The organism is Stutzerimonas sp. VN223-3 (assembly GCF_045999685.1).
Classification (GTDB): Bacteria; Pseudomonadota; Gammaproteobacteria; order Pseudomonadales; family Pseudomonadaceae; genus Stutzerimonas; species Stutzerimonas stutzeri_AR.
Genome location: NZ_RBEC01000001.1, coordinates 1363986 through 1386172, shown reverse-complemented (window position 1 = coordinate 1386172; position 22187 = coordinate 1363986). Strand labels below are relative to the sequence as shown.

Sequence of the window (22187 nt, the reverse complement as noted above, 5' to 3'; positions counted from 1 at the left end):
TTCGGTTAAAGCACCTTGCCGGGATTCATCAGTCCTTTGGGGTCGAATGTTGCCTTGAGCGCGCGCATCAGCTCGAGTTCCAGCGGGTCCTTGTAGCGCAGGGCTGCGGCGCGCTTGGCCTGACCGAGTCCGTGCTCAGCGCTGATGCTGCCCTTGAAACTGACGGCGGCGTCGTAGATGACCCGCATGATCGCCTCCTGCTGCGCCTTGAACGCAGCATCTTCGGAGCCGATTGGCTTGCTGATGTTGTAATGCAAATTGCCGTCGCCGACATGGCCATAGGCGACGATGCGCACGCCGGGGAATTGCGCGAGCAAGCGCTGATCGGTGGTTTCGATGAACTCTGGAATGCGGCTCACCGGCACGCTGATATCGTGTTTGAGGCTCGGCCCCTCATGGTTCTGCGCCTCGGAAATGCTCTCGCGCATGGCCCACAGCGCCGCTACCTGGGCTTCGCTACTGGCGAGTACGGCGTCGATCACCCATTCACGCTCCAGCGCCTCGCCGATGCCGGCTTCCAGCAAGTCGTTGAGCGGCGCCTCAGGTTGGGTGTCGCTGAGTTCGATCAGTGCGTACCAGGGATGCACTTCGGTGAAGGGGTCGTTGCAGCCAGCCACGTGGCGCAGCACGAACTCCACGCTCTGCCGCGACATCAACTCGAAACCGGTCAGGCGATCACCACACAGCCCGCGGATCAGACCGATCAATTCGACTGCCGCTTGCGCGCTGGGCAAGGCGACCCAGGCGGTCGTCACGCTGCGGACCGCCGGATACAGTTTGAGCACCGCCGCGGTGATGATGCCGAGGGTGCCTTCTGAACCGATGAACAGGTGCTTGAGGTCGTAGCCGGTGTTGTCCTTGCGCAATCCGCGCAGGCCATTCCAGATCTGCCCATCCGGCAGCACGACTTCCAGGCCAAGGGCTAGATCGCGCATGTTGCCGTAGCGCAGCACCGCGGTGCCACCAGCGTTGGTGGCGAGGTTGCCGCCAACGGTGCAACTTCCCTCCGCCCCCAGAGACAATGGAAACAGCCGCCCGACCTTCACTGCCGCCTCCTGCAGCATCTGCAGAACCACCCCAGCCTCGACGGTGATGGTCTCGTTCGCAGGGTCGACTTCGCGGATCCGCGTCATGCGGGTCAGTGACAGCACCACCTGGGTTCCGCTGCCGTCCGGGATCGAGCCGCCGCACAGGCCAGTGTTGCCGCCCTGCGGAACCAGCGCAACCTGGTGTTCATTGCACAGCCGCACCACCGCCGCAACCTCATCGGTACTGGCCGGGCGCACCACCAGAGCAGCCTTGCCACGGTAGGCGTTGCGCCAGTCGCTCAGGTAGCTCTGCATTCGTTCTGCATCGCGAACGATGCCGGATGCCCCGACGATGGTCTCGATTTCGCGAATGAATTCGTCCGGCAGCGCACTCATCACATCCTCCTGCAATTGATCATCGTGCAGCGCATCGCGGTCAGGTGATCGGTGCCGGATTGAACAAGGTGATGTCGTTGTGAATCCTGTGCTGTTCGGCCCAGGTCTTTTTGCGGCCGCTGGCAACGTCCAGGTAGTAATGGAACAGCTCCCAGCCCAGCTCCTCGATGCTGGAGCGGCCGGTGGCGATGCGCCCGGCGTCCACGTCGATCAGATCGGGCCAGCGCTCGGCCAGCTCGGTACGGGTCGACACTTTGACCACCGGTGCCATGGCCAGGCCGTAAGGCGTACCGCGTCCGGTGGTGAACACGTGCAGGTTCATACCCGCCGCGAGTTGCAGCGTGCCGCAGACGAAATCGCTGGCAGGCGTTGCGCAATAGATCAGGCCCTTGCCGCTGAAGCGCTCGCCAGGGCCGAGTACGCCATTGATAGCGCTGCTGCCGGATTTGACGATGGAACCGAGGGATTTTTCGACGATGTTCGACAGGCCACCCTTTTTGTTGCCTGGCGTAGTGTTGGCGCTGCGGTCAGCCGCACCGCGCTCCAGATACTGGTCGTACCAGTCCATCTCGCGCACCAGCGCCTCGGCCACTTCCGTCGTTTCAGCGCGGGAGGTGAGCATGTAGATGGCGTCGCGAACCTCGGTGACCTCGGAGAACATCACCGTAGCACCGGCGCGAATCAACAGGTCCGAGGCATAGCCCAGCGCCGGATTGGCAGTGATGCCGGAGAAGGCGTCGCTGCCACCGCATTGCATGCCGAGTATCAGCTCGGAAGCCGGAACGGTCTCGCGCCGGCGGCGGTTGAGCTTTTCTAGGCGAGTCTCTGCCAGTGCCATGATCTGTTCGATCATCTCGCCAAAGCCGGTGTTGGACTCCTGCAGCCGGTAGAGCCAGGGCTCGCTGAGATCGACCGATGCATCGCCTTCATGCATTACCTGTTCGGCTTGCAACTTTTCGCAACCGAGGCTGATGACCAGCGCTTCGCCGCCAAGATTGGGATTGCGCGCCAGATTACGCACGGTGCGAATCGGGATATAGGCGTCCTTGGCGTTGATCGCCACGCCGCAGCCATAGCTGTGAGTCAACGCCACCACGTCATCGACGCTGGGATATTTAGGCAGGAGCTCTTTGCGGATGCGCGCGACCGCATGATCGAGCACGCCGGTGACGCACTGCACCGTGGTGGTGATACCGAGCACATTGCGCGTACCCACCGTGCCGTCGGCGTTGCGATAACCCTCGAAGGTGAAGCCTTCGAGCGGCTCGAGCCGTTGTGGCACGGCGTCGGCCATGGGCAGGCTGTCGAGCGGCGGCGCCGAAGGCATGCGCAGTTGGGTTTCCTTCACCCAGGAACCGCGTGCGATGGGTTCGAGCGCGTAACCGATGATCTGGCCATAACGGCGTACCGGCTGATCGACGGCGATGTCCACCAGCGCGACCTTGTGACTCTGTGGCACCGATTCGACTGTGACCAAACCGTCTTCGAAGCGGGCACCGGTCGGCACACCACCGTCGTTGACCACCACTGCTACGTTGTCCGCCTCGTTCAAGCGGATGTAACGAGGCGAATCTTGATGCTGAATCAGTTCCACGGTTTCGTTCATCTTGGTCTCCGGTATGGCCCGGTTGGTTTTGTTATTCGTATCAGCGAGCTTGCTTGTAGGGTGGGCTTCCGCCCACCATTTGTGCGCGCCGCTGGTGGGCTGAAGCCCGCCCTACGATCCTGAAGTCCACCCCTACGACCTATAACGCCCCGCAGGCAGGCATCACCGTGAACGGGCGAATCAACGCACCATGCATGGCCGCTTGTTGTTGAAGGTCCACTCGGGAATCAGGTACTGCATGGCGATGGCGTCGTCGCGCGCGCCCAGGCCTTTTTCCAGATACAGCTCGTGGGCCTTTTGCAGCGCATCCCGATCCAGATCGATACCAAGACCAGCCTTGGCCGGTACGGTGACCTTGCCACCAACGATCTGCAGCGGCTCGCGGGTCAGGTACTGACCGTCCTGCCAGATCCAGTGGGTGTCGATAGCGGTGATCTTGCCCGGCGCCGCTGCGGCCACATGGGTAAACATCGCCAGCGAAATATCGAAATGGTTGTTGGAGTGCGAGCCCCAGGTCAGACCCCAGTCATTGCACATTTGAGCCACGCGCACCGAACCGCTCATCGTCCAGAAATGTGGATCGGCGAGCGGAATGTCAACGGACTGCAGTTGGACCGTGTGGCCCATTTGCCGCCAGTCGGTAGCGATCATGTTGGTGGCGGTCGGTAGACCCGTGGCGCGGCGGAACTCTGCCATCACTTCGCGGCCGGAGTAACCATTCTCTGCGCCGCAGGGATCTTCAGCGTAGGCCAGCACGCCGTGCAGGTCCTTGCATAGGTCAATGGCTTCGGCCAGCGACCAGGCTCCGTTGGGATCGAGAGTGATACGTGCGTCTGGGAAACGCTCGGCCAGCGCGCGGATTGCTTTGACCTCTTCGCCGCCCGGCAACACGCCGCCCTTGAGTTTGAAGTCTTTGAAGCCGTAACGCGCGTAAGCCGCTTCGGCCTGGCGAACAACCGTTTCGGGCGTCAATGCTTCTTCGTTGCGCACGCGGAACCAGGCATCGCTGGCATCCGATTCGTCGCGATAGCCAAGGTCGGTCTTGTTGCGGTCGGCGATGTAGAAGAGGTAGCCGAGCATCTCGACTTCGTCGCGCTGCTGGCCGTCACCGAGCAGGGCCGCAACCGGCACGCCGAGGTGCTGGCCGAGCAGATCGAGCATGGCCGATTCGAGCGCAGTTATGGCGTGGATGGCAATGCGCAGATCGAAGGTCTGCAGCCCGCGGCCGGCAACATCGCGGCCAGCAAAGGCTTTGCGCGCCTGGTTCAACAGGCCGTTGTAGTTGCCGACCGACTGGCCGACAAGAATGGCGCGAGCGTCTTCAAGCGTCTGACGAATCGCCTCGCCACCGGGGACTTCGCCAACACCTGTATTGCCGGCGCTGTCCTTGAGAATAAGGATGTTGCGAGTGAAATACGGACCATGTGCGCCACTCAGATTGAGCAGCATGCTGTCCTGACCGGCGACCGGCACCACTTGTAGTTCGGTAATTACCGGAGCGCCTTGATGCACTGGGTTGTTCATACGCATCTCTCTATTGTTTTTATGGTCCGACTTGCGGAAAAACGTAACGAGTCGGCAGTAGGCACGACCCGGTTATTCCGGATCGTGCCGCATGCCGAGCGCAGCCCTATTAGCCGATGTAGGTGGTCTTCACCGTGGTGTAGAACTCCTGCGCATAGCGCCCCTGTTCGCGTGGGCCGTAGGACGAGCCTTTGCGACCACCGAACGGCACGTGGTAATCGACGCCTGCGGTCGGCAGGTTGATCATCACCATGCCTGCCTGGGAATGACGCTTGAAGTGATTGGCGTACTTCAACGACGTGGTGCAGATGCCAGCGGAAAGGCCGAACTCGGTGTCGTTGGCCATGGCAAGCGCTTCGTCATAGTCCTTGACGCGAACCACGTTGGCCACCGGGCCGAAGATCTCTTCACGACTGATGCGCATATCGGCTGTACTGTCGACGAACAGGGTCGGCGCCAAGTAGTAACCTTCGGTGCCACAGCTGACACGCTCGCCGCCGCACGCCAGGCGTGCGCCCTCTTCCTTGCCGAGCGCGATGTAGCTCAGATCCTGATCCAGCTGCGCCTGAGAAACCACAGGGCCAACATCGACGCCCTTCTCCAGTGCCGAACCGACCTTGATCTTCTTGACGCGCTCGATCATGGCTTCGACGAAACGATCGTAGATGCCTTCAGTCACGATGATGCGGCTGGATGCGGTGCAACGCTGGCCAGTCGAATAAAAGGCGCTCTGGGTAGCCAGCTCGACAGCGGTGTTGAGGTCAGCGTCATCGAGGATGATCTGCGGATTCTTGCCGCCCATCTCCAATTGAACTTTGGCACCACGGTTGACGCACGTGTTGGCGATGCCGCGACCAACGCCTACCGAGCCGGTGAAGCTGACGCCGTCGACACGCTTGTCGTTGACGATGACTTCGCCGACTTCGCGCCCCTTGCCCATCACCAGATTGAACACGCCGGCCGGGAAGCCGGAGCGCGAGATGATCTCGGCAATGGCCCAGGCACAGCCGGGAACCAGATCAGCAGGCTTGATCACCACACAGTTGCCGTAGGCCAGAGCCGGAGCGATCTTCCAGGCGGGAATTGCGATCGGGAAGTTCCACGGGGTGATCAGGCCAATTACGCCCAGCGGCTCGCGGGTGACTTCCACGCTCACACCCGGACGCACCGATTGCAAGGTTTCGCCTGCTTGGCGCAAGCATTCACCCGCAAAGAACTTAAAGATGTTGCCGGCGCGTGCGACTTCGCCGATTGCCTCGGGAAGGGTCTTGCCCTCTTCACGGGCCAACAGCGCGCCGAGCTCTTCGCGGCGGGCAAGGATTTCCAGACCGACCTTTTCCAGCGCATCGGCGCGAGCCTGAATACCGGAAGTCGACCAAGCGGGAAATGCCTTGCGGGCTGCAGCGATGGCGGATTCGACCTGGGCAGCGTTCGCCTGGGCATATTCGCCGATGACATCCGACAAATCGGACGGATTGATGTTGGCCTGGTAGTTGTTACCAGCTACCCACTGGCCATCGATGTAATTGTCGTAACGCTTTACGTCTGCCACGGAACGCTCTCCTTGGTGATGTCCGCTAACAGGGGCAAGCCCGAACAGGCTGCCACTGTTGGCGGGTGGGGCGAGTGATAGGTCGGGCGGGCCGTTATTGAGCGCCTTGCTTCTTGATCAGCGCTGCGAGCGCTTCGTACTCGTCTGGCAGCAGATCGGTCAGCGGCGCGCGGACCGGGCCGGCGTCATAGCCAGCGATACGCGCACCAGCCTTGACAATGCTCACGGCGTAACCTTTGCGACGGTTGCGGATATCAAGGTACGGCAGGAAGAAATCGTCAATCAGCTTGCCGACAGTTTCATGATCATCTCGGGAGATGGCCTTGTAGAAATCTATCGCCATCTTCGGAACGAAATTGAATACGGCCGAGGAATAAACCGGGACGCCTAGGGCCTTATAGGCAGCAGCGTAAACTTCGGCGGTAGGCAGGCCGCCCAGGTAGGTCAGGCGCTCGCCGAGGCGACGGCGGATCGAGACCATCAATTCGATGTCACCCAGACCGTCCTTGTAGCCGATCAGATTCGGGCAGCGCTCGGCCAGTTGCTCAAGCAGCGGCGCGGTCAGACGGCAGACGTTGCGGTTGTAGACCACGACGCCGATATTGACCGATTTGCACACTTCCTCAACGTGCTTGGCAACGCCTTCCTGACTGGCTTCGGTCAAGTAATGCGGCAGAAGCAGCAGGCCCTTCGCACCCAGACGCTCGGCTTCTTGTGCGTAGGCGATGGCCTGACGAGTCGGGCCGCCGACGCCTGCGAGGATCGGTACCTGGCCTGCACAGGTATCTACGGCGGTCTTGATGACATCCGGATATTCCTGAGGTGTCAGCGAGAAGAACTCGCCAGTGCCGCCCGCGGCGAAAAGCGCCGTTGCGCCATAAGGCGCCAACCATTCCAGTCGCTTGATATAGCCGGCACGGCTGAAGTCGCCCTGTTGATCGAAATCGGTAACCGGAAAGGACAGCAGACCAGAAGAGAGGATGGCCTTCAGTTCTTGTGGATTCATTGTTCGAGCATCCTGTGAAGCTATCGGTATGTGAGGTAGGGCCGCAGCCTTGGAGATACGTTATCGTACAACATCGAGAGATGCTACCTGTTTGTTCAAGATCTCTCGTCATTGGATTGGCCAAATATCTACGAACGTTCAAGCAACTATCTAGTGAATTCCGACGAATTCATTTTTTGACGTCGTTCACGAGCAAGAAGCGAAACGGGAGCACGGTCAGAGGGTCACACAAGGCGATTTTTAATTACCTCAGTGATTTGACATCCAACATTGGCGCTGATAAAAATCCCAACAAGTCATACGACAACGTATGACAACAAAAACAACCAGAGCTCAAAAAGCCATGATGTTTCCGCACCTTACTTGCGCCCCGCAGCGCCAGCCCTATGCCGCTCTACGCAGACTGCTACGGCCTGTGCAGGTGGGCAATCATGCGTTTGCACCCATCTCGAAGAAGCTCTGTCATCCGTGCAGACATTGCCAAGGCTACATAAGCCGCACTCTCAGATCAGAAACGCGCCTTCTGCATCCAGGCTCAAGGCAGTCCTTTATTCCACTAGCTCGGCAAAAAGGAAGGACGCTGACCGCCCTTTCTATGCCGCGCTACTGACAACCCCTCGCTCACAACAATAAGCAGGAGCAAGACAGCAGATGCTAGATGCAAAGATGGCGACACCGGTAGTAAAGGAGATGCAAGTCATACCGGTAGCGGGCTATGACAGCATGCTGCTCAACCTCTGCGGCGCTCATTCCCCTTACTTCACCCGCAATCTGGTTATTCTGAAGGACAGCGCCGGTCGCACCGGCATTGGTGAAGTACCCGGCGGCGAAGGCATTCGCCAAGCGCTCGAACGTACCAAGGGCCTGGTAATAGGCCAGCAGATCGGTCGCTACAACGGTGTGCTGAATGCGTTGCGCCGTGCCATCGCCGGCGGTTCGGCCGGCGGTCCGCAGACCACTCAGCATCAAGTGACCTCTGAAGCAGAAGCCGCGGTGTTGAAACAACCGCACGAGATCAATCTGCGGCTGGATAACGTCATCACCGCGGTCGAAGCCGCCCTCCTCGATCTGCTCGGCCAGCATCTCGACGTGCCTGTGGCAGAGCTACTCGGCAGCGGCCAGCAACGCGACAGCGTGCCAATGCTGGCGTACCTCTTCTATATAGGTGATCGCAACCGTACCGACCTGCCCTACCTCGCCGGCACCGGCTCGGCCGATGACTGGTACCACCTCCGTCATCAGCAGGCGGTGACGCCCGAATCCATCGTTCGACTGGCCGAGGCCGCCACGGCGCGCTATGGCTTCAAGGATTTCAAGCTCAAGGGCGGTGTGATGCGCGGTAGCGAGGAGATGCAGGCGATTGCCGGCATCAAGGCGCGCTTCCCTGATTCGCGCGTCACTCTCGACCCCAACGGCGCCTGGTCATTGGCCGAGGCCATCGAGCTGTGCAAAGGCCAAGGCCATATCCTGGCCTATGCGGAAGACCCCTGCGGACCGGAAAACGGCTACTCCGGCCGCGAGATCATGGCTGAATTCAAGCGCGCTACCGGCATTCCGACCGCCACCAACATGGTCGCCACTGATTGGCGGCAGATGGGCCACTCGTTCCGCCTGGACGCCGTCGATATCCCGCTGGCCGATCCGCATTTCTGGACGATGCAGGGTTCGGTGCGACTGGCTCAGCTGTGCGAGCAGTTCGGCCTGACCTGGGGTTCGCACTCCAACAATCACTTCGATGTATCCCTCGCGATGTTTACCCACGCAGCCGCGGCCGCGCCGGGCAACATCACCGCGATCGATACCCATTGGATCTGGCAAGAAGGCCAGGAACGCCTGACCCGCGACCCGCTGCAGATCGTTGGCGGCGAGGTGCAAGTACCGAACAAGCCCGGCCTCGGCATCGAGCCGGACATGGATCGGATCATGGCGGCCCACGAGCTATACAACAAGGTCGCCACGGGTGCCCGTGACGATGCCATGGCCATGCAGTATCTGGTCCCTGGCTGGAAGTACGACCCCAAGCAACCGAGCCTGGGACGTCAATAGAAGAAAGAGAAAACACCACCCAAGAAGAAAACCAAGCGCCGCAACCTGAACTACTGGAGAGACAGATAATGAAAAAAATGATCAGCGCCTCCCTCGTTTCCGCCCTACTGGCAACCGCAGTCAGCGGTGCTTATGCCGCCGAGACCGAATGGCCCACTCGCCCGGTACAAGTCGTGGTTATCGCCAACGCTGGCGGTGATACCGACTTCAATGCCCGTGCCATGGCCAAGTACTTCACCAAGATCACCGGCGAAGCGATGGTCATCACCAACGTTGCCGGTGGCGGCGGCACCCTTGCTGCCGAGCAGGTCAAGCAGGCCGACCCTGACGGCAACACCATCCTTTTCACCCACACAGGGCAGTTGATCGTCAATGAAGTGGCGGGCCTGACCGAAGACAGCCTGGATGCCTTCGATATCTGCTGCATCGCCGGCGTGGACAAGGGCACCGTGTTCGTCGCGTCGAAGGAATCGGGACTTACTTCGTTGAAAGACCTGATCTCAAAATCCAAGGCTGAACCAAGCAGTGTGACCTACGGCACCGAAATGGGTAGCTACTCGCATCTGCAGGGCCTGATGTTCGAAGGGCTGACTGACACCAAGCTGAAGATGGTCGATGCCGGCACCGTATCCGAGAAAGTCGTCGCGCTATTGGGCAATCGTATCGACCTTGCCGCGATCAGCTACGGGTCGGTCCAGGACTATGTAACCAGCGGTGAGATGGTCGCCCTTGGGCAGCCCAACGACGAGCGCAATCCGTTGCTCGGCGAAGTGCCGACGTTCAAGGAACAAGGCGTCGATTTTGTCATGGAGAAGCCGTACGTGGTGGCGTTCCCGGACGGCACCGATCCGGCCATCATCGAAAAGATGGCAGGTATCGTGAAGCAGATTACCGAGATGCCGGAATACGGCGAAGAGCTGCGCAAGACCTTCAAGCAGCCGGTCAGCTACTTCGGCACTGAAGCGTCCGTCGAACGCCTGAAGAACACCCGCGAAGACTTCATGGAATACAAGGACGAGTTGCGCCAAAACAAATAAGCACCGCAACACGATGCCGGGCGCGCGCCCCCTGCGCCCGGCAATCTTTCTTCCTTCAAATACGAGTGCCGCCCATGGATACCTATAAGAGAAAGGAGCTACTGGTCGGAGCCTTGATGCTGGGCGCCGGCCTGTTCTACCTGTTCCTGACCATCAACCTTCCGCGCAAAGGCACCATTGACGCCTCCACCGTTCCCTACGTCTTGTCGTTCGGGCTATGCCTGCTCGGCGTGCTGCAGCTGCTGGCGGCAAGGAAGGCTACGCCAGCGGCGGCCGACCCCGACGAAGACGCCGGGCCTGGCAACGATATTCCGCCGGACTACCCCACCGTGTTCAAAACCCTAGGGCTGATCGCGGTGTATGTAGCCCTGCTGCAAAAGGTCGGCTTTCCCATCATGACGGCGTTGTACCTGTACGTGCAGTTCATCGTGATCACGCCGCGAGAGCAAAAGATCAACCACATCAGTTACGTCGTTATCGCGGTCATTACTTCTACGATCATCTATTACCTCTTCCGGCAGGGCTTCGATCTGATGCTTCCCACCGGCTTTCTGAAAATCTAGGAGGCGGCCATGATCGATCTACTGCAGGCCGGCTTTGGCGCGGTCTTCTCACCCTACATCTTTATTCTGATCACCCTTGGTGTTGCCGTCGGCATCGTCTTCGGCGCCGTGCCGGGCCTTTCGGCCACCATGGCAATCGCGCTCTGTCTGCCACTGACATACACAATGGGTCCCGCTGCCGGGCTTTCATTGCTCGTAGCGCTGTTCGTCGGGGCGACATCAGGCGGACTGATATCGGCAATTCTTTTGAAGATTCCCGGCACGCCCGCATCCATCGCCACCGTCTTCGACGGCGGACCGCTGATGGAGAAAGGCGAAGGCATGAAGGCGCTGGGCGTCGGCGTGGTGTTCTCCTTTCTCGGCACGATCTTCAGCATCGTTGCGCTGATGTCGATTGCACCGTCGCTGGCCAAGGTAGCCCTGCGCTTCGGGCCGCACGAATACTTTTCCATTGCGATCTTCTCGCTGACGCTTATCGCTACCCTGTCCACCGGCTCCCTGGTCAAGGGCATTTACGCCGGCGCTTTGGGTTTCGCGTTTTCCACCGTTGGTATCGCACCCGTCGACGCGATCCGCCGCTTCACCTTCGATTCACCGAACCTCAATGGCGGCTTCGCCATGCTGACGGTAATGATCGGTATGTTCGCTGTGGCGGAAGTGATCAAGATCGCCGAAACCGGTCGCTCCATGCACAAGAGCAAGATCGCCACGGTCAGCATGAAGGGCGTCAAGGGCTTCGGTTTTTCAATCAAGGAGTTCGTCGGGCAGCTGCCCAACGCCTTCCGTTCGTCATTGATCGGTATCGGCATCGGGATACTGCCGGGCATTGGGGCCGGCACATCGAACATCGTTTCCTACATCATCGCCAAGAAACGCTCCAAGTACCCTGAGAAGTTCGGCAAGGGTGTGATTGACGGCGTGGTGGCCAGTGAGACTGCCAACAACGCCGGTATCGGCAGCGCCATGATTCCGTTGATGACGCTCGGTATTCCGGGCGATACGGTCACTGCAATCATGCTTGGCGGCTTTATGATCCACGGCATTCAGCCTGGCCCGCTGCTGTTCATCAGCCAGGGCGGGCTCGTTTACACCATCTTCGCCGCGCTGATTCTCGCCTCGGTGATCATGCTGGTGATGGAGTTCTACGGGCTGCGCATTTTCATCAAGCTATTGGCGGTGCCCAAGCACATTCTGCTGCCGATCATTCTTGTGCTCTGTGTAGTGGGTGCGTTCGGCCTCAGCAGCAGGGTGTTCGATGTCTGGACTATTCTGCTGTTCGGCTTCATCGGCTACGGCTTCGTCAAAGGTGGAATGCCCGCGGCGCCGTTCATCATTGGCTTCATCCTCGGGCCGATGGCTGAAACCAACCTGCGCCGCGGCTTGATGCTGTCCGATGGCAGCTTCATGGGCTTTCTCACCGACCCAATCTCGGCGGTTTTTCTGCTGATGGCAGTGGCTTCGGTTGGTTGGCATTTTTACAGCTCGCTACGCAGCCGCAAGGGGGCGGCCAGCAAGCTGCAAGAAACCTGAGGTCGTCAAAACCAGCCCGCTTAGGCGGGCTGGTGGTTCTAAGAGCAAACAAGACCGTGCCCGCTTTGGCGCGGTTTTTCGTTCAGGCGCGTTTACCGATTTCGATCTGCGCCTGTGTCCATCCAGATACCTTCTCGCTCAGGCTGAGGCCCAGCCCTGGCCGATCCGGGACAATCATCTGACCGTCGCGTATTTCCAGCCGCTCGTTGAACGCTGGCTCCAGCCATTCGAAGTGTTCAACCCACGTCTGGTGCTCATAAGCGGCAGCCAGATGCAGATGAATCTCCATGACGAAGTGCGGCGCCATGATCATTCCGCGCTGCTCCGCTGCATTCGCAACCTTGAGGAACGGCGTGATGCCGCCCAGACGCGGCGCATCGTGCATGATCACGTCCACCGCGCCGCTATCGACATAGCCCAGCGCTTCGGCGGCGCTTGTAAGCATTTCACCGGTGCCCACCGGCGTGTCCAGCTGAGCGGCGAGCGCGGCGTGTCCGGCCACATCATGTGCATCCAGCGGCTCCTCGATCCACTCCAGTTGGTACTGCTCCAGCTCTCGCCCCATGCGCAGCGCGGTGATCCGATCCCATTGCTGATTGACGTCGACCATCAGCGGCACCTGTTCCCCCAGGTGCTTGCGCAAGGCTTCGACGCGTTGCAGGTCCGTTCGCCGATCGGGCTGACCGACCTTCATCTTGATGCCGCCAATACCGAGCTCCCGCGATTGGGTGGCCTTGTCCACAATCTCCTCGATAGACGCCTGAAGGTAACCACCCGACGTGTTGTAGCAAGGTACCGCGCTGCGGCGTGCCCCAAGCAGTTTGGATAGCGGCAGAGCGGCACGCCGTGCCTTGAGATCCCATAGCGCCGTGTCGATGGACGCGATTGCCTGCGCGGCCACCCCACCGCGCCCTACCGACGCACTCGCCCAGACCATTTTGCTCCAGAGTCGACTAATGTCGTTGGGATCTTCCCCAATCAGCAGCGGCGCAATCTCTTGGGCATGAGCGTATTGCGCCGGCCCACCCGTACGCAGGCCGTAACTGAAGCCAAGGCCGGAATGACCCTGGCTGGTTTCGATTTCTGCAAACAATAGGCTGACCGACTCGAGCGGTTTCTGTCGTCCGGTCGCCACCTTGGCGTCGCTCACCGCCTGCGACAGCGGCAGCTCTACCGAGCGCAAGCCAATCCAGGTGATGCGATCGGGAATGTACGGATTCATCATGTGCTGCTCCAAAGCAGGCGCTGTAAAGGCCGGAGCGGCATGATGGACGGCAAGATTGATACAGGTCTAATCTAATCAGCCACTCGATTGATACCGGAAATGGATCAATGTTCGACTTAGCCCAACTGCGCTGCTTCACCGCACTGGCCGCAGAACTCAATTTCCGTCGCGCCGCAGAGCGTCTGCACATGACCCAGCCGCCGCTGAGCCGGCAGATCCAGTTGTTGGAGCATCAGCTGGGCGTCGCCCTGTTCACCCGCAGTACTCGCGCGGTGGCCTTGACTGCCGCGGGCCGCGCCTTCTTTGTCGACGCGCAGGCGTTGCTCGAACAGGCTCACCGTGCAGCCCAGGCCGCCCGCCTGGCCGCTCAGGGGGAAAGCGGGACGGTGAGCATCGGCTTCGTCGCCAGCGCGGTGTACGATTTCCTGCCTCGAGTGGTGGCACAGGCCAGGCGCGACCGCCCCGGTGTGCAGATTGCCTTGCAGGAAATGACGACCTTTGACCAATTTCAAGCCCTGCACACCCGACGTATCGACCTGGCCATCGTACGTGCACCACTGAACCAGCCAGGGTTGACCAACGAATGTCTGGTGCGCGAACCCTTCATTCTGGCCGTGCCCTGCGAGCATCCGCTGGCGACGCAGGAACCGCTTGGGCTTGCTGATTTGCATGGCCAGCCGTTCATCATTTACTCGCATGCGGCCTGGCAGCCTTTCAACGAGCTGCTTACCGGCATGTTTCGCTCCTGTGGTGTGCAACCGGACTATGTTCAGTCGCTCGGCAATACATTGACCATTCTGTCGCTGGTCAACGCCGGCATGGGCGTGGCGTTGGTGCCGCGCAGCGCCAGCGCGGTGAGCTTCGAGCATGTGCGTTGGAGGGTAATCGAGCTGCCCACAGGGGTGCATAGCGAGCTGCATCTGGCCTGGCGCGACGACAACGACAACCCCGCCGTTGCCGCGCTTCGCGAAGCGGTGCGCCACTCCGCCAGCGAAACTGCTCAGGCGCGCTGACCCACCTCGGCCTGCTGCACGGTCCAACCGGCCACCCGTTCGCTCAGGCTCAAGCCGAGACCTGGCCGATTGGGCACCAGCATGCGCCCGTCGCGAATTTCCAGACGTTCCTCGAACAATGGCTCCAGCCACTCGAAGTGCTCGACCCAGGGCTCGCGGATATGGGTCGCCGCCAAGTGGACGTGCAGCTCCATGGCGAAGTGAGGTGCTAGGGTCATGCCGGCCTGCTCGGCCAAAGTCTGCACCCGCAAGTACGGCGTGATACCGCCGACGCGCGGAGCATCCGGCATCAGGAAATCGGCAGCACGCTGACGTATGAACTCCCAGTGTTCGGCCGGGCTGGTAAGCATCTCGCCGGTGGCGATCGGCGTGTCGAACTGGCGCACCAGCTCGGCGTGCCCCTCCGCGTCGTAACAGTCCAACGGCTCCTCGATCCACACCAAATCGAAGGGTTCCAGGCGCCGGCACATACGTCGGGCCGTCGGTCGGTCCCATTGCTGGTTGGCATCGACCATTAGTGGGAAGGCTTCACCCAAGTGCTGGCGCACCGTACCGACCCGATGCAAGTCCAACGCCCAGTCCGGCTGACCGACCTTAAGCTTGATACCACCGATGCCTTTGTCTCGCGAAAGATCGGTGTTCTTCAACAGCTGATCCAGCGGCGTGTGCAGAAAGCCGCCGGAGGTGTTGTAGCAGCGTACCGAATCGCGCTGAGCCCCGAGCAAACGCGCCAGTGACAACCCGGCACGGCGTGCTTTGAGATCCCATAGAGCCACGTCGAAGGCACCGATAGCCTGGGTGGCCAGGCCGCTGCGACCCACCGAGGCGCCAGCCCAGCATAGTTTGTCCCACAGCTTGGCGATGTCGCTGGGGTTCTCACCGATCAGGTTGGGTGCGACTTCCAGGGCATGAGCAAACTGCCCAGCACCACCGGCGCGCTTGGAATAGCTGAAACCCAGCCCTTGTTGGCCATCGCGGGTTTCGATTTCGGCTATCAGGATGGCGATCTCCGTCATCGGCTTTTGCCGGCCGGTAAGCACCTTTGCATCGCTGATAGGGTTGGCTAGTGGCAGTGCCACCGATCGCAATCGCAGCCAGGCGATACGGTCGTCGTCAGCACAGATCATAGCGGGCTTGTCGTTCATAGAATCTCCTGATGATGGAACCCGACGGCTTGCTCGAGCGAAACATGGCTGCGCAATCGATGGTTGGCGAAGATCGCTACCAGTCGGCTGCGACTGCTAGCCAACGTTCCAGCGCCAAATCGGCACATAGCCGCTGACCGTCACGTAGTGCCAAGCCGCCTGGAACTTGTGTTTATGGCACGCTTGACAAGCGTTCTACGCACGGACTAGTCATCATACAACCATGAACACGTCGCCTGTCACACCCATCCTTTCATCATGCAAGGATCCCACTCGACTTTAGTGGAATGTAATTGCCAAGCTCCGCCCGCTAGCGTGGTGCTTTGGGAGCACCTCTGAACGCGCTAACGCCAGACAGAATGCTGCATACAGAGGGATGAAAAGGCTTTTCTGATCGTTGATAAGCTACTTGAGCAGCAGCAAGAAAATCGCCTCGCGGGTTGACAAAGTTGAAGGGCGGCAGAAATAATCGACTCAAGTCATCCGACAACCGATGACATCAAAACAATAAGCGACGGGCAGACCAAAATGACAAGCACGACGACCACTCCCACACCCTTCAATCGCCTCCTGCTGACAGGCGCGGCAGGAGGATTGGGCAAGGTGTTACGCGAAACGCTTCGCCCTTACGCCAACATCCTTCGCCTTTCCGATATTGCCTCGATGGAGCCCGCCGCCGGACCGCACGAAGAGGTGATGCCTTGCGATCTCTCCGATAAAGCAGCCGTACACGCACTCTGCGAAGGCGTCGACGCCATTGCGCATTTTGGCGGGGTATCAGTCGAGCGGCCTTTCGAAGAGATTCTCGAAGCTAATATCCGTGGCGTGTTCCATATCTACGAGGCGGCACGTAAGCACGGCATCAAACGCATAATCTTTGCCAGCTCCAATCACGTCATCGGTTTCCACAAGCAGACCGAGACCATCGACGCCAACGCCCCACGCCGCCCGGATAGCTATTACGGCCTGTCGAAATCCTACGGCGAAGACATGGCGAGCTTCTATTTCGACCGTTACGGCATCGAAACCGTCAGCATCCGCATCGGCTCTTCCTTCCCCGAGCCACTCAACCGTCGGATGATGGCCACCTACCTCAGCTATCGCGACCTGACCAACCTGATCGAGCGTTCGCTGTTCACCCCGAATGTGGGGCACACCGTTGTCTACGGCGCCTCGGCAAACCGTGACCAGTGGTGGGACAACCACATGGCGGCGCACCTGGGATTCAAGCCCAAGGACACCTCCGAAGTCTTCCGCGACAAGATCGAAACCCAGCCGCCCTACGCGCCCAATGACCCAGCTTTGATTTATCAGGGCGGAGCCTTCTGCGAAGCAGGTCCGTTCGACGACTGACCACCTCCCGCCACGCCGCGAACAACTACAAGAGAATCGCCATGGCAAACCAAGCAGAACTGATAGTCGATGCGCAGAACGCAACTGGAGAAAGCCCGGTCTGGGTCCCCTCCGAGCAGGCGTTGTACTGGGTCGACATTCCCAATCGTCAGCTGCTGCGCTGGAAGGCAGCTGACGCTTCTGTGACCCGCTGGACAGGCGATCAAATGATCGCCTGTATCGCGCGCCGCGAGGGAGGCGCAAATCGCTGGGTCGCCGGCATGGAAGACGGCATCTTCGATATCGTCCCGCAGGATGACGGCACGCTCAGCGCAACCCGCCTCGCAGACGCGCGACATGCCCACGCCGGCATGCGGTTCAATGATGGGCGCTGTGACCGCCAGGGACGCTTTTGGGCCGGCACCATGGTCATGGACATGGCAGCCGGTATTCCGGCTGGTGCGTTGTATCGGCTCGACGAATCGGCCAGCGATGAATCGCTCGGTGCCCATCTGAAGGACTTCGTCGTCCCCAATGGTCTGGGCTTCAGCCCGGACGGTCGCACGATGTATCTGTCGGATTCGCACCCCAGCGTGCAATGCATCTGGTCCTTCGATTACGACATCGACAGCGGCACACCAAGCAATCGTCGTGTATTCGTCGACATGAACCAGCACCCAGGCCGTCCTGATGGCGCCGCGGTGGATATCGATGGCTGCTATTGGATTTGCGGCAACGACGCTGGACTGATCCACCGTTTCACCCCGGACGGGCGCCTTGATCGCTCGCTCCAGGTCCCGGTGAAAAAGCCAGCCATGTGCGCTTTTGGTGGCTCCGGCCTGGATACCCTGTTCGTCACATCCATTCGCCCTGGCGGCGATCTATCCGATCAGCCGCTGGCTGGTGGCGTGTTCGCCCTACAACCTGGCGTCGCCGGGCTGGAGGAACCTCGCTTTCACTGACGCTTCACCCACCAAGGACAGGCTCGCATTTGCCCGGCCTTGAAGCTCCAACGCTGCACACCAACAACAACAAGATGGAGATACACATGAACTTCAAACGCAAGTTGCTCATCGCCGCACTTCCCTTCGCCTTTTGCCTGTCCGGCGTTGCACACGCAGCAATGACGCTGAAAATTGCCGAAATTCATCCAGCCGGTTACCCAACCGTGGTGGCTCAGGAGAACATGGGCAAGAAAATCGAAGAGGCCACCGACGGTGAGCTCAAGTTCCGCATGTTCTCGGGCGGCGTGCTTGGCTCGGAGAAAGAAGTCGTCGAGCAAGTTCAGATCGGCGCAGTCCAGATGACCCGCGTCAGCCTGGGCACACTCGGCCCGGTCGTTCCGGACGTGAACGCCTTCAATATGCCCTTCGTGTTCCGTGACCATGAGCATATGCGCAAGGTCATCGATGGCGAGATCGGCCAAGAGATCCTAGACAAGATCACTAACTCCGAATTCAACATGGTCGGCCTGGCATGGATGGACGGCGGCGTGCGCAACCTCTATACCAAAGAGCCAGTGCACAACCTTGAAGACCTCAAGGGCATGAAAATTCGTGTAATGGGCAATCCGCTGTTCATCGACACCTTGAACGCCATGGGTGCACAGGGCGTGGCGATGAATACCGGCGAGATCTTCAGTGCGCTGCAAACCGGTGTGGTCGACGGTGCCGAGAACAACCCGCCAACGATGCTCGAACACAACCACTTCCGCGAGGCCAAGAACTACTCCTTGACTGGCCACCTGATCCTGCCCGAGCCCATCGTGATGTCCAAGGCGACGTGGAACAAACTGACGCCCGAGCAGCAGGAAATCGTCAAGAAGTACGCCAAGGAAGCGCAGATGGAAGAGCGCAAGCTGTGGGACGAGAAGACCGCCAGCAGCGAAGCCAAGCTCAAGGCTGAAGGCGTCACCTTTATCGAAGTGGACAAGAAGCCCTTCTACGATGCCACTGCTCCGGTTCGCGAGAAGTACGGCGCACCTTACGCCGAGCTGATCAAGCGTATCGAAGCCGTCCAGTAATTCGTTCCCTCTGAAAAACCTCGCAGCGGCGGGCCTTCGCCCGTCGCCGCGCTTGTGGTGGAGCCAGATGAAAAACACGCTGCTGCGCGTCAACGACGCGATCTACATGAGCTGTATATGGATCGCGGGCATGGCCATCGTGGTCATGTCCCTGATCATCCCCTGGGGGATCTTCGCGCGCTACGTGCTAGGCACCGGAGCCGGCTGGCCTGAACCCGTGGCCATTCTGTTGATGGTGATCTTTACCTTTCTCGGCGCTGCGGCGAGCTATAGAGCCGCAGCGCATATGGCGGTGACCATGTTCACCGACCGTCTGCCTGAGTACCTGCACCGGCACGTTGAGCTGCTGGTGCAAATCCTGATGGGCATCATCTGTCTGTTCATGACTATCTGGGGCACAAAGCTGTGCATGGCGACCTGGAACCAGTTCATGAGCACGCTGCCAACCTTACGTGTCGGCATTACCTATTCACCCATCCCGATCGGTGGCGCAGTCACGATGCTGTTCGTTATTGAACGACTGATATTCGGCGACCAAAGCCAAAGACGCGTGGTCAATTACGAGCTGATCGAAGACAGCAAGGAGGCCGTGTAAATGGAAGCTCTGGTTCTGCTCGGCAGCTTTGCCGTCCTGTTTCTACTGCGTATGCCGGTTGCCTATGCCCTCGGTCTATCGGCGCTGATCGGTGCCTGGTGGATCGAGATACCGTTCGATGCGGTGATGATTCAGGTCGCGGGCGGTGTCAACAAGTTTTCCCTGCTGGCGATTCCCTTCTTCGTATTGGCTGGCGCCATCATGGCTGAAGGCGGCATGTCGCGACGGCTGGTCGCCTTCGCTGGCGTGCTGGTCGGTTTCGTCCGTGGTGGACTGTCGCTGGTCAACATCATGGCCTCCACTTTCTTTGGTGCCATCTCCGGTTCGTCACTGGCGGACACCGCTTCGGTGGGTTCGGTGCTGATTCCGGAAATGGAGAAAAAAGGCTATCCGCGCGAGTTCTCTACGGCGGTTACGGTCAGTGGTTCGGTACAGGCACTCCTGACGCCGCCCAGCCATAACTCGGTGCTGTATTCGCTGGCGGCCGGCGGTACTGTCTCGATTTCGTCGCTGTTCATTGCCGGCATCGGTCCGGGGCTGCTGCTGAGCGCGGTGATGATGACCATGTGTTTGATCTTCGCCCGAGTACGCAACTACCCCAAGGGGGAAGTGGTCCCGCTCAAGCAGGCGCTGAAGATCTGTGTCGATGCACTCTGGGGTCTGATGACGATGGTCATCATTCTTGGCGGTATTCTCTCGGGCGTGTTCACAGCCACTGAGTCCGCCTCGATCGCCGTCGTCTGGGCCTTCTTCGTGACCATGTTCATTTACCGCGATTACAAATGGCGCGAGCTGCCTAAATTGCTGCATCGGACAGTCCGCACGCTATCGGTGGTAATGATTCTAATCGCCTTCGCCGGAAGCTTCGGCTATATCATGACGCTGATGCAGATCCCGTCGAAGATCACCACGATGTTTCTGACTCTGTCGGACAACCGCTACGTGATCCTCATGTGCATCAACATGATGCTGCTAGCGTTGGGCACGTTGATGGATATGGCGCCGCTGATATTGATCCTGACGCCAATTCTGATGCCGGTAATCACCGACATTGGCGTCGATCCGGTGCATTTCGGCATGATCATGCTGGTCAATCTCGGCATCGGCTTGATTACTCCTCCGGTAGGCGCCGTGTTGTTCGTCGGCGCGGCAATCGGCAAGGTAACGATCGAGAATACCGTCAAGGCGCTGCTGCCCTTCTACGGCGCTTTGTTCCTGGTGCTGCTGGCCGTAACCTACATCCCAGCGATCTCGCTCTGGTTGCCAAGCATGGTGCTCTGACAGTCCTCAGCGCACGAACGAGGACGCCGCCCACCCGGGCGGCGTTTTACTTTGCAAGCCAACATACAATTCGCCAACCGTAGACATTAAAAGCCACCAGTGCCGTAGGTACACGGCCAAACGGAACGGATTCCGCCCAGGACAGGACTGACCCTATGCAAGCTGCCGCTCCATTCCCACGCCATATCGCCGTACTGATTCTGGCCACCCTTGCCTGCTCGTTCGCAGGCAATCATATCGCTGCCCGGATTGCTTTCGATCATGACACCGGACTGCTACTGGCCATGCTCTGCCGTGCCGGAGTGACCCTGTTGGCATTGGGCGCGCTGGTCTTCTGGCGACGCGAATCCCTGCGCCTGAGCGGCGCCACCTGGCGCTGGCAGACCCTGCTCGGCCTGCTGATCGCGGTACAGAGCTTCTGCATCTATTCGGCGGTGGCGCGCATTCCGGTGGCGCTGGCCCTACTGGTGGTGAATCTATCGCCCATCATGCTGGCGCTGCTGACCTGGTTGCTAGGCGGCCCAAGGCCGACCCACCAGGCGCTGGCGATCATGGGCGTGATCCTGTTCGGCCTGGTGCTGGTGCTGGACGTCCCGGCACGCCTGATCAGCAGCGAGGCGCCGGATGGCCAGTGGATCGCCGGCATCCTGTTCGGCCTGACCGCAGCTGCGGTATTCGCGATCGCACTGTGGATCACCGAGCACAAGCTATCGAATATGGCGGGCTCGGTGCGCAGCATGCTGACGCTGATCGTCGTATTCGGCACCTCTGCCCTGCTTGGCGCCAGCGACCTGATACCGGGTGGCCTGGGCTTGCCCAGCGCGAGCGCCGGCTGGATCGCCCTGGGATGCTTGGTATTACTCTATGGGGCGGCTTTTTCGACGCTGTTCATCTGCATGCCGCGCCTGAATATCGCACGCAATGCGCCTGTAATGAACGTGGAACCTGTCGCTGGCATGCTCTTGGGCTGGCTGGTGCTCGGCCAGTTGCTCGGACCCTGGCAGGTGCTGGGCGGCCTGATCGTGGTCAGCGGCATCGTTCTGCTGGCTTACCGCAAGCATTGAGGCGAGAGGAACAAACGGCCTGGCGCTCTGCCCGCTGAGAATAGTGGGCTTGGCGCACCACCCTTCAGCCAAGTCGCTACATGACGGAACGCTTGAGCTGCCGGACGGGGCTAGCAAAGCGTGTGTTTGACATTCGGGGAGCAGCTGATTACCGACTCGGCACCTACCATGAACCTCGGCACAGCGCGCCACTACACCACGAGCCGTTCGCCGCAGTATGC

At 60.0% G+C, this 22187-nt stretch carries 18 protein-coding genes; 11 read left to right on the top strand and 7 right to left on the bottom strand.

The features are described 5' to 3' along the window. Positions 1-5: 5 nt before the first annotated feature. From D7241_RS06305 to kdgD, 5 genes are all read right to left on the bottom strand, one after another. Positions 6-1424: an FAD-binding oxidoreductase gene (locus tag D7241_RS06305; protein ID WP_408100776.1), complete on the bottom strand. Its 1419-nt coding sequence runs from the start codon at positions 1422-1424 to the stop codon at positions 6-8. A 40-nt stretch (positions 1425-1464) separates the two neighbouring features. Next, positions 1465-3018: a galactarate dehydratase gene (gene garD / locus D7241_RS06300; protein ID WP_408101195.1), complete on the bottom strand. Its 1554-nt coding sequence runs from the start codon at positions 3016-3018 to the stop codon at positions 1465-1467. A gap of 192 nt (positions 3019-3210) precedes the next feature. Continuing rightward, positions 3211-4554, bottom strand: a complete 1344-nt coding sequence (gudD, locus tag D7241_RS06295; RefSeq protein WP_408100775.1) for a glucarate dehydratase — start codon at positions 4552-4554, stop codon at positions 3211-3213. A gap of 109 nt (positions 4555-4663) precedes the next feature. After that, positions 4664-6106, bottom strand: a complete 1443-nt coding sequence (locus D7241_RS06290) for an aldehyde dehydrogenase family protein (protein WP_408100774.1) — start codon at positions 6104-6106, stop codon at positions 4664-4666. Positions 6107-6200: 94 nt separating this feature from the next. Then, positions 6201-7112: a 5-dehydro-4-deoxyglucarate dehydratase gene (kdgD, locus tag D7241_RS06285; RefSeq protein WP_408100773.1), complete on the bottom strand. Its 912-nt coding sequence runs from the start codon at positions 7110-7112 to the stop codon at positions 6201-6203. Between the two features lie 651 nt (positions 7113-7763). Between kdgD and D7241_RS06280 the strand changes: the two genes are divergently transcribed. From D7241_RS06280 to D7241_RS06265, 4 genes are all read left to right on the top strand, one after another. Then, complete coding sequence (locus D7241_RS06280) at positions 7764-9158, top strand: enolase C-terminal domain-like protein (protein WP_408100772.1); 1395 nt, start codon at positions 7764-7766, stop codon at positions 9156-9158. A 68-nt stretch (positions 9159-9226) separates the two neighbouring features. Then, positions 9227-10195 (top strand): tripartite tricarboxylate transporter substrate binding protein, encoded by a 969-nt coding sequence (locus tag D7241_RS06275; RefSeq protein ID WP_408100771.1) that lies wholly within the window; start codon positions 9227-9229, stop codon positions 10193-10195. 74 nt (positions 10196-10269) lie between these two features. Beyond that, positions 10270-10758 (top strand): tripartite tricarboxylate transporter TctB family protein, encoded by a 489-nt coding sequence (locus tag D7241_RS06270; protein WP_408100770.1) that lies wholly within the window; start codon positions 10270-10272, stop codon positions 10756-10758. Positions 10759-10767: 9 nt separating this feature from the next. Then, the gene (locus tag D7241_RS06265; protein WP_408100769.1) at positions 10768-12288 is read left to right on the top strand and encodes a tripartite tricarboxylate transporter permease; all 1521 of its coding nucleotides are present in this window, start codon (positions 10768-10770) and stop codon (positions 12286-12288) included. Between the two features lie 82 nt (positions 12289-12370). On the opposite strand, the gene D7241_RS06260 is transcribed toward D7241_RS06265, so the two are convergent. Beyond that, positions 12371-13513, bottom strand: a complete 1143-nt coding sequence (locus D7241_RS06260) for an L-talarate/galactarate dehydratase (RefSeq protein ID WP_408100768.1) — start codon at positions 13511-13513, stop codon at positions 12371-12373. A 107-nt stretch (positions 13514-13620) separates the two neighbouring features. On the opposite strand from D7241_RS06260, the gene D7241_RS06255 reads away from it, so the two are divergent. After that, positions 13621-14526: a LysR family transcriptional regulator gene (locus tag D7241_RS06255; protein WP_408100767.1), complete on the top strand. Its 906-nt coding sequence runs from the start codon at positions 13621-13623 to the stop codon at positions 14524-14526. Here the strand turns inward: D7241_RS06255 and D7241_RS06250 are convergent. Beyond that, complete coding sequence (locus D7241_RS06250; RefSeq protein ID WP_408100766.1) at positions 14514-15671, bottom strand: L-talarate/galactarate dehydratase; 1158 nt, start codon at positions 15669-15671, stop codon at positions 14514-14516. The two genes, D7241_RS06255 and D7241_RS06250, sit on opposite strands and share 13 nt — an antisense overlap. 528 nt (positions 15672-16199) lie before the next feature. On the opposite strand from D7241_RS06250, the gene D7241_RS06245 reads away from it, so the two are divergent. From D7241_RS06245 to D7241_RS06220, 6 genes are all read left to right on the top strand, one after another. Beyond that, complete coding sequence (locus D7241_RS06245) at positions 16200-17024, top strand: NAD-dependent epimerase/dehydratase family protein (protein ID WP_408100765.1); 825 nt, start codon at positions 16200-16202, stop codon at positions 17022-17024. Positions 17025-17065: 41 nt separating this feature from the next. Continuing rightward, positions 17066-17965 carry an SMP-30/gluconolactonase/LRE family protein gene (locus tag D7241_RS06240; RefSeq protein ID WP_408100764.1) on the top strand — a complete coding sequence of 300 codons (900 nt, stop codon included), beginning with the start codon at positions 17066-17068 and terminating at the stop codon, positions 17963-17965. An 86-nt stretch (positions 17966-18051) separates the two neighbouring features. Further along, positions 18052-19026, top strand: a complete 975-nt coding sequence (locus tag D7241_RS06235) for a TRAP transporter substrate-binding protein (protein WP_408100763.1) — start codon at positions 18052-18054, stop codon at positions 19024-19026. A 67-nt stretch (positions 19027-19093) separates the two neighbouring features. After that, positions 19094-19621: a TRAP transporter small permease gene (locus D7241_RS06230; protein ID WP_408100762.1), complete on the top strand. Its 528-nt coding sequence runs from the start codon at positions 19094-19096 to the stop codon at positions 19619-19621. After that, complete coding sequence (locus tag D7241_RS06225) at positions 19622-20902, top strand: TRAP transporter large permease (protein ID WP_408100761.1); 1281 nt, start codon at positions 19622-19624, stop codon at positions 20900-20902. 155 nt (positions 20903-21057) lie between these two features. Beyond that, positions 21058-21966 carry an EamA family transporter gene (locus D7241_RS06220; RefSeq protein WP_408100760.1) on the top strand — a complete coding sequence of 303 codons (909 nt, stop codon included), beginning with the start codon at positions 21058-21060 and terminating at the stop codon, positions 21964-21966. Positions 21967-22187: the final 221 nt, after the last annotated feature.

What these genes read in the sequence shown, in the direction of transcription:
- D7241_RS06305 (WP_408100776.1), bottom strand. Translation starts at nt 1,424, where the DNA reads ATGAGTGCGCTGCCGGACGAATTCATTCGCGAAATCGAGACCATCGTC.
- gudD (WP_408100775.1), bottom strand. Translation starts at nt 4,554, where the DNA reads ATGAACAACCCAGTGCATCAAGGCGCTCCGGTAATTACCGAACTACAA.
- kdgD (WP_408100773.1), bottom strand. Translation starts at nt 7,112, where the DNA reads ATGAATCCACAAGAACTGAAGGCCATCCTCTCTTCTGGTCTGCTGTCC.
- D7241_RS06280 (WP_408100772.1), top strand. Translation starts at nt 7,764, where the DNA reads ATGCTAGATGCAAAGATGGCGACACCGGTAGTAAAGGAGATGCAAGTC.
- D7241_RS06275 (WP_408100771.1), top strand. Translation starts at nt 9,227, where the DNA reads ATGAAAAAAATGATCAGCGCCTCCCTCGTTTCCGCCCTACTGGCAACC.
- D7241_RS06270 (WP_408100770.1), top strand. Translation starts at nt 10,270, where the DNA reads ATGGATACCTATAAGAGAAAGGAGCTACTGGTCGGAGCCTTGATGCTG.
- D7241_RS06265 (WP_408100769.1), top strand. Translation starts at nt 10,768, where the DNA reads ATGATCGATCTACTGCAGGCCGGCTTTGGCGCGGTCTTCTCACCCTAC.
- D7241_RS06260 (WP_408100768.1), bottom strand. Translation starts at nt 13,513, where the DNA reads ATGATGAATCCGTACATTCCCGATCGCATCACCTGGATTGGCTTGCGC.
- D7241_RS06255 (WP_408100767.1), top strand. Translation starts at nt 13,621, where the DNA reads ATGTTCGACTTAGCCCAACTGCGCTGCTTCACCGCACTGGCCGCAGAA.
- D7241_RS06250 (WP_408100766.1), bottom strand. Translation starts at nt 15,671, where the DNA reads ATGAACGACAAGCCCGCTATGATCTGTGCTGACGACGACCGTATCGCC.
- D7241_RS06245 (WP_408100765.1), top strand. Translation starts at nt 16,200, where the DNA reads ATGACAAGCACGACGACCACTCCCACACCCTTCAATCGCCTCCTGCTG.
- D7241_RS06240 (WP_408100764.1), top strand. Translation starts at nt 17,066, where the DNA reads ATGGCAAACCAAGCAGAACTGATAGTCGATGCGCAGAACGCAACTGGA.
- D7241_RS06235 (WP_408100763.1), top strand. Translation starts at nt 18,052, where the DNA reads ATGAACTTCAAACGCAAGTTGCTCATCGCCGCACTTCCCTTCGCCTTT.
- D7241_RS06230 (WP_408100762.1), top strand. Translation starts at nt 19,094, where the DNA reads ATGAAAAACACGCTGCTGCGCGTCAACGACGCGATCTACATGAGCTGT.
- D7241_RS06225 (WP_408100761.1), top strand. Translation starts at nt 19,622, where the DNA reads ATGGAAGCTCTGGTTCTGCTCGGCAGCTTTGCCGTCCTGTTTCTACTG.
- D7241_RS06220 (WP_408100760.1), top strand. Translation starts at nt 21,058, where the DNA reads ATGCAAGCTGCCGCTCCATTCCCACGCCATATCGCCGTACTGATTCTG.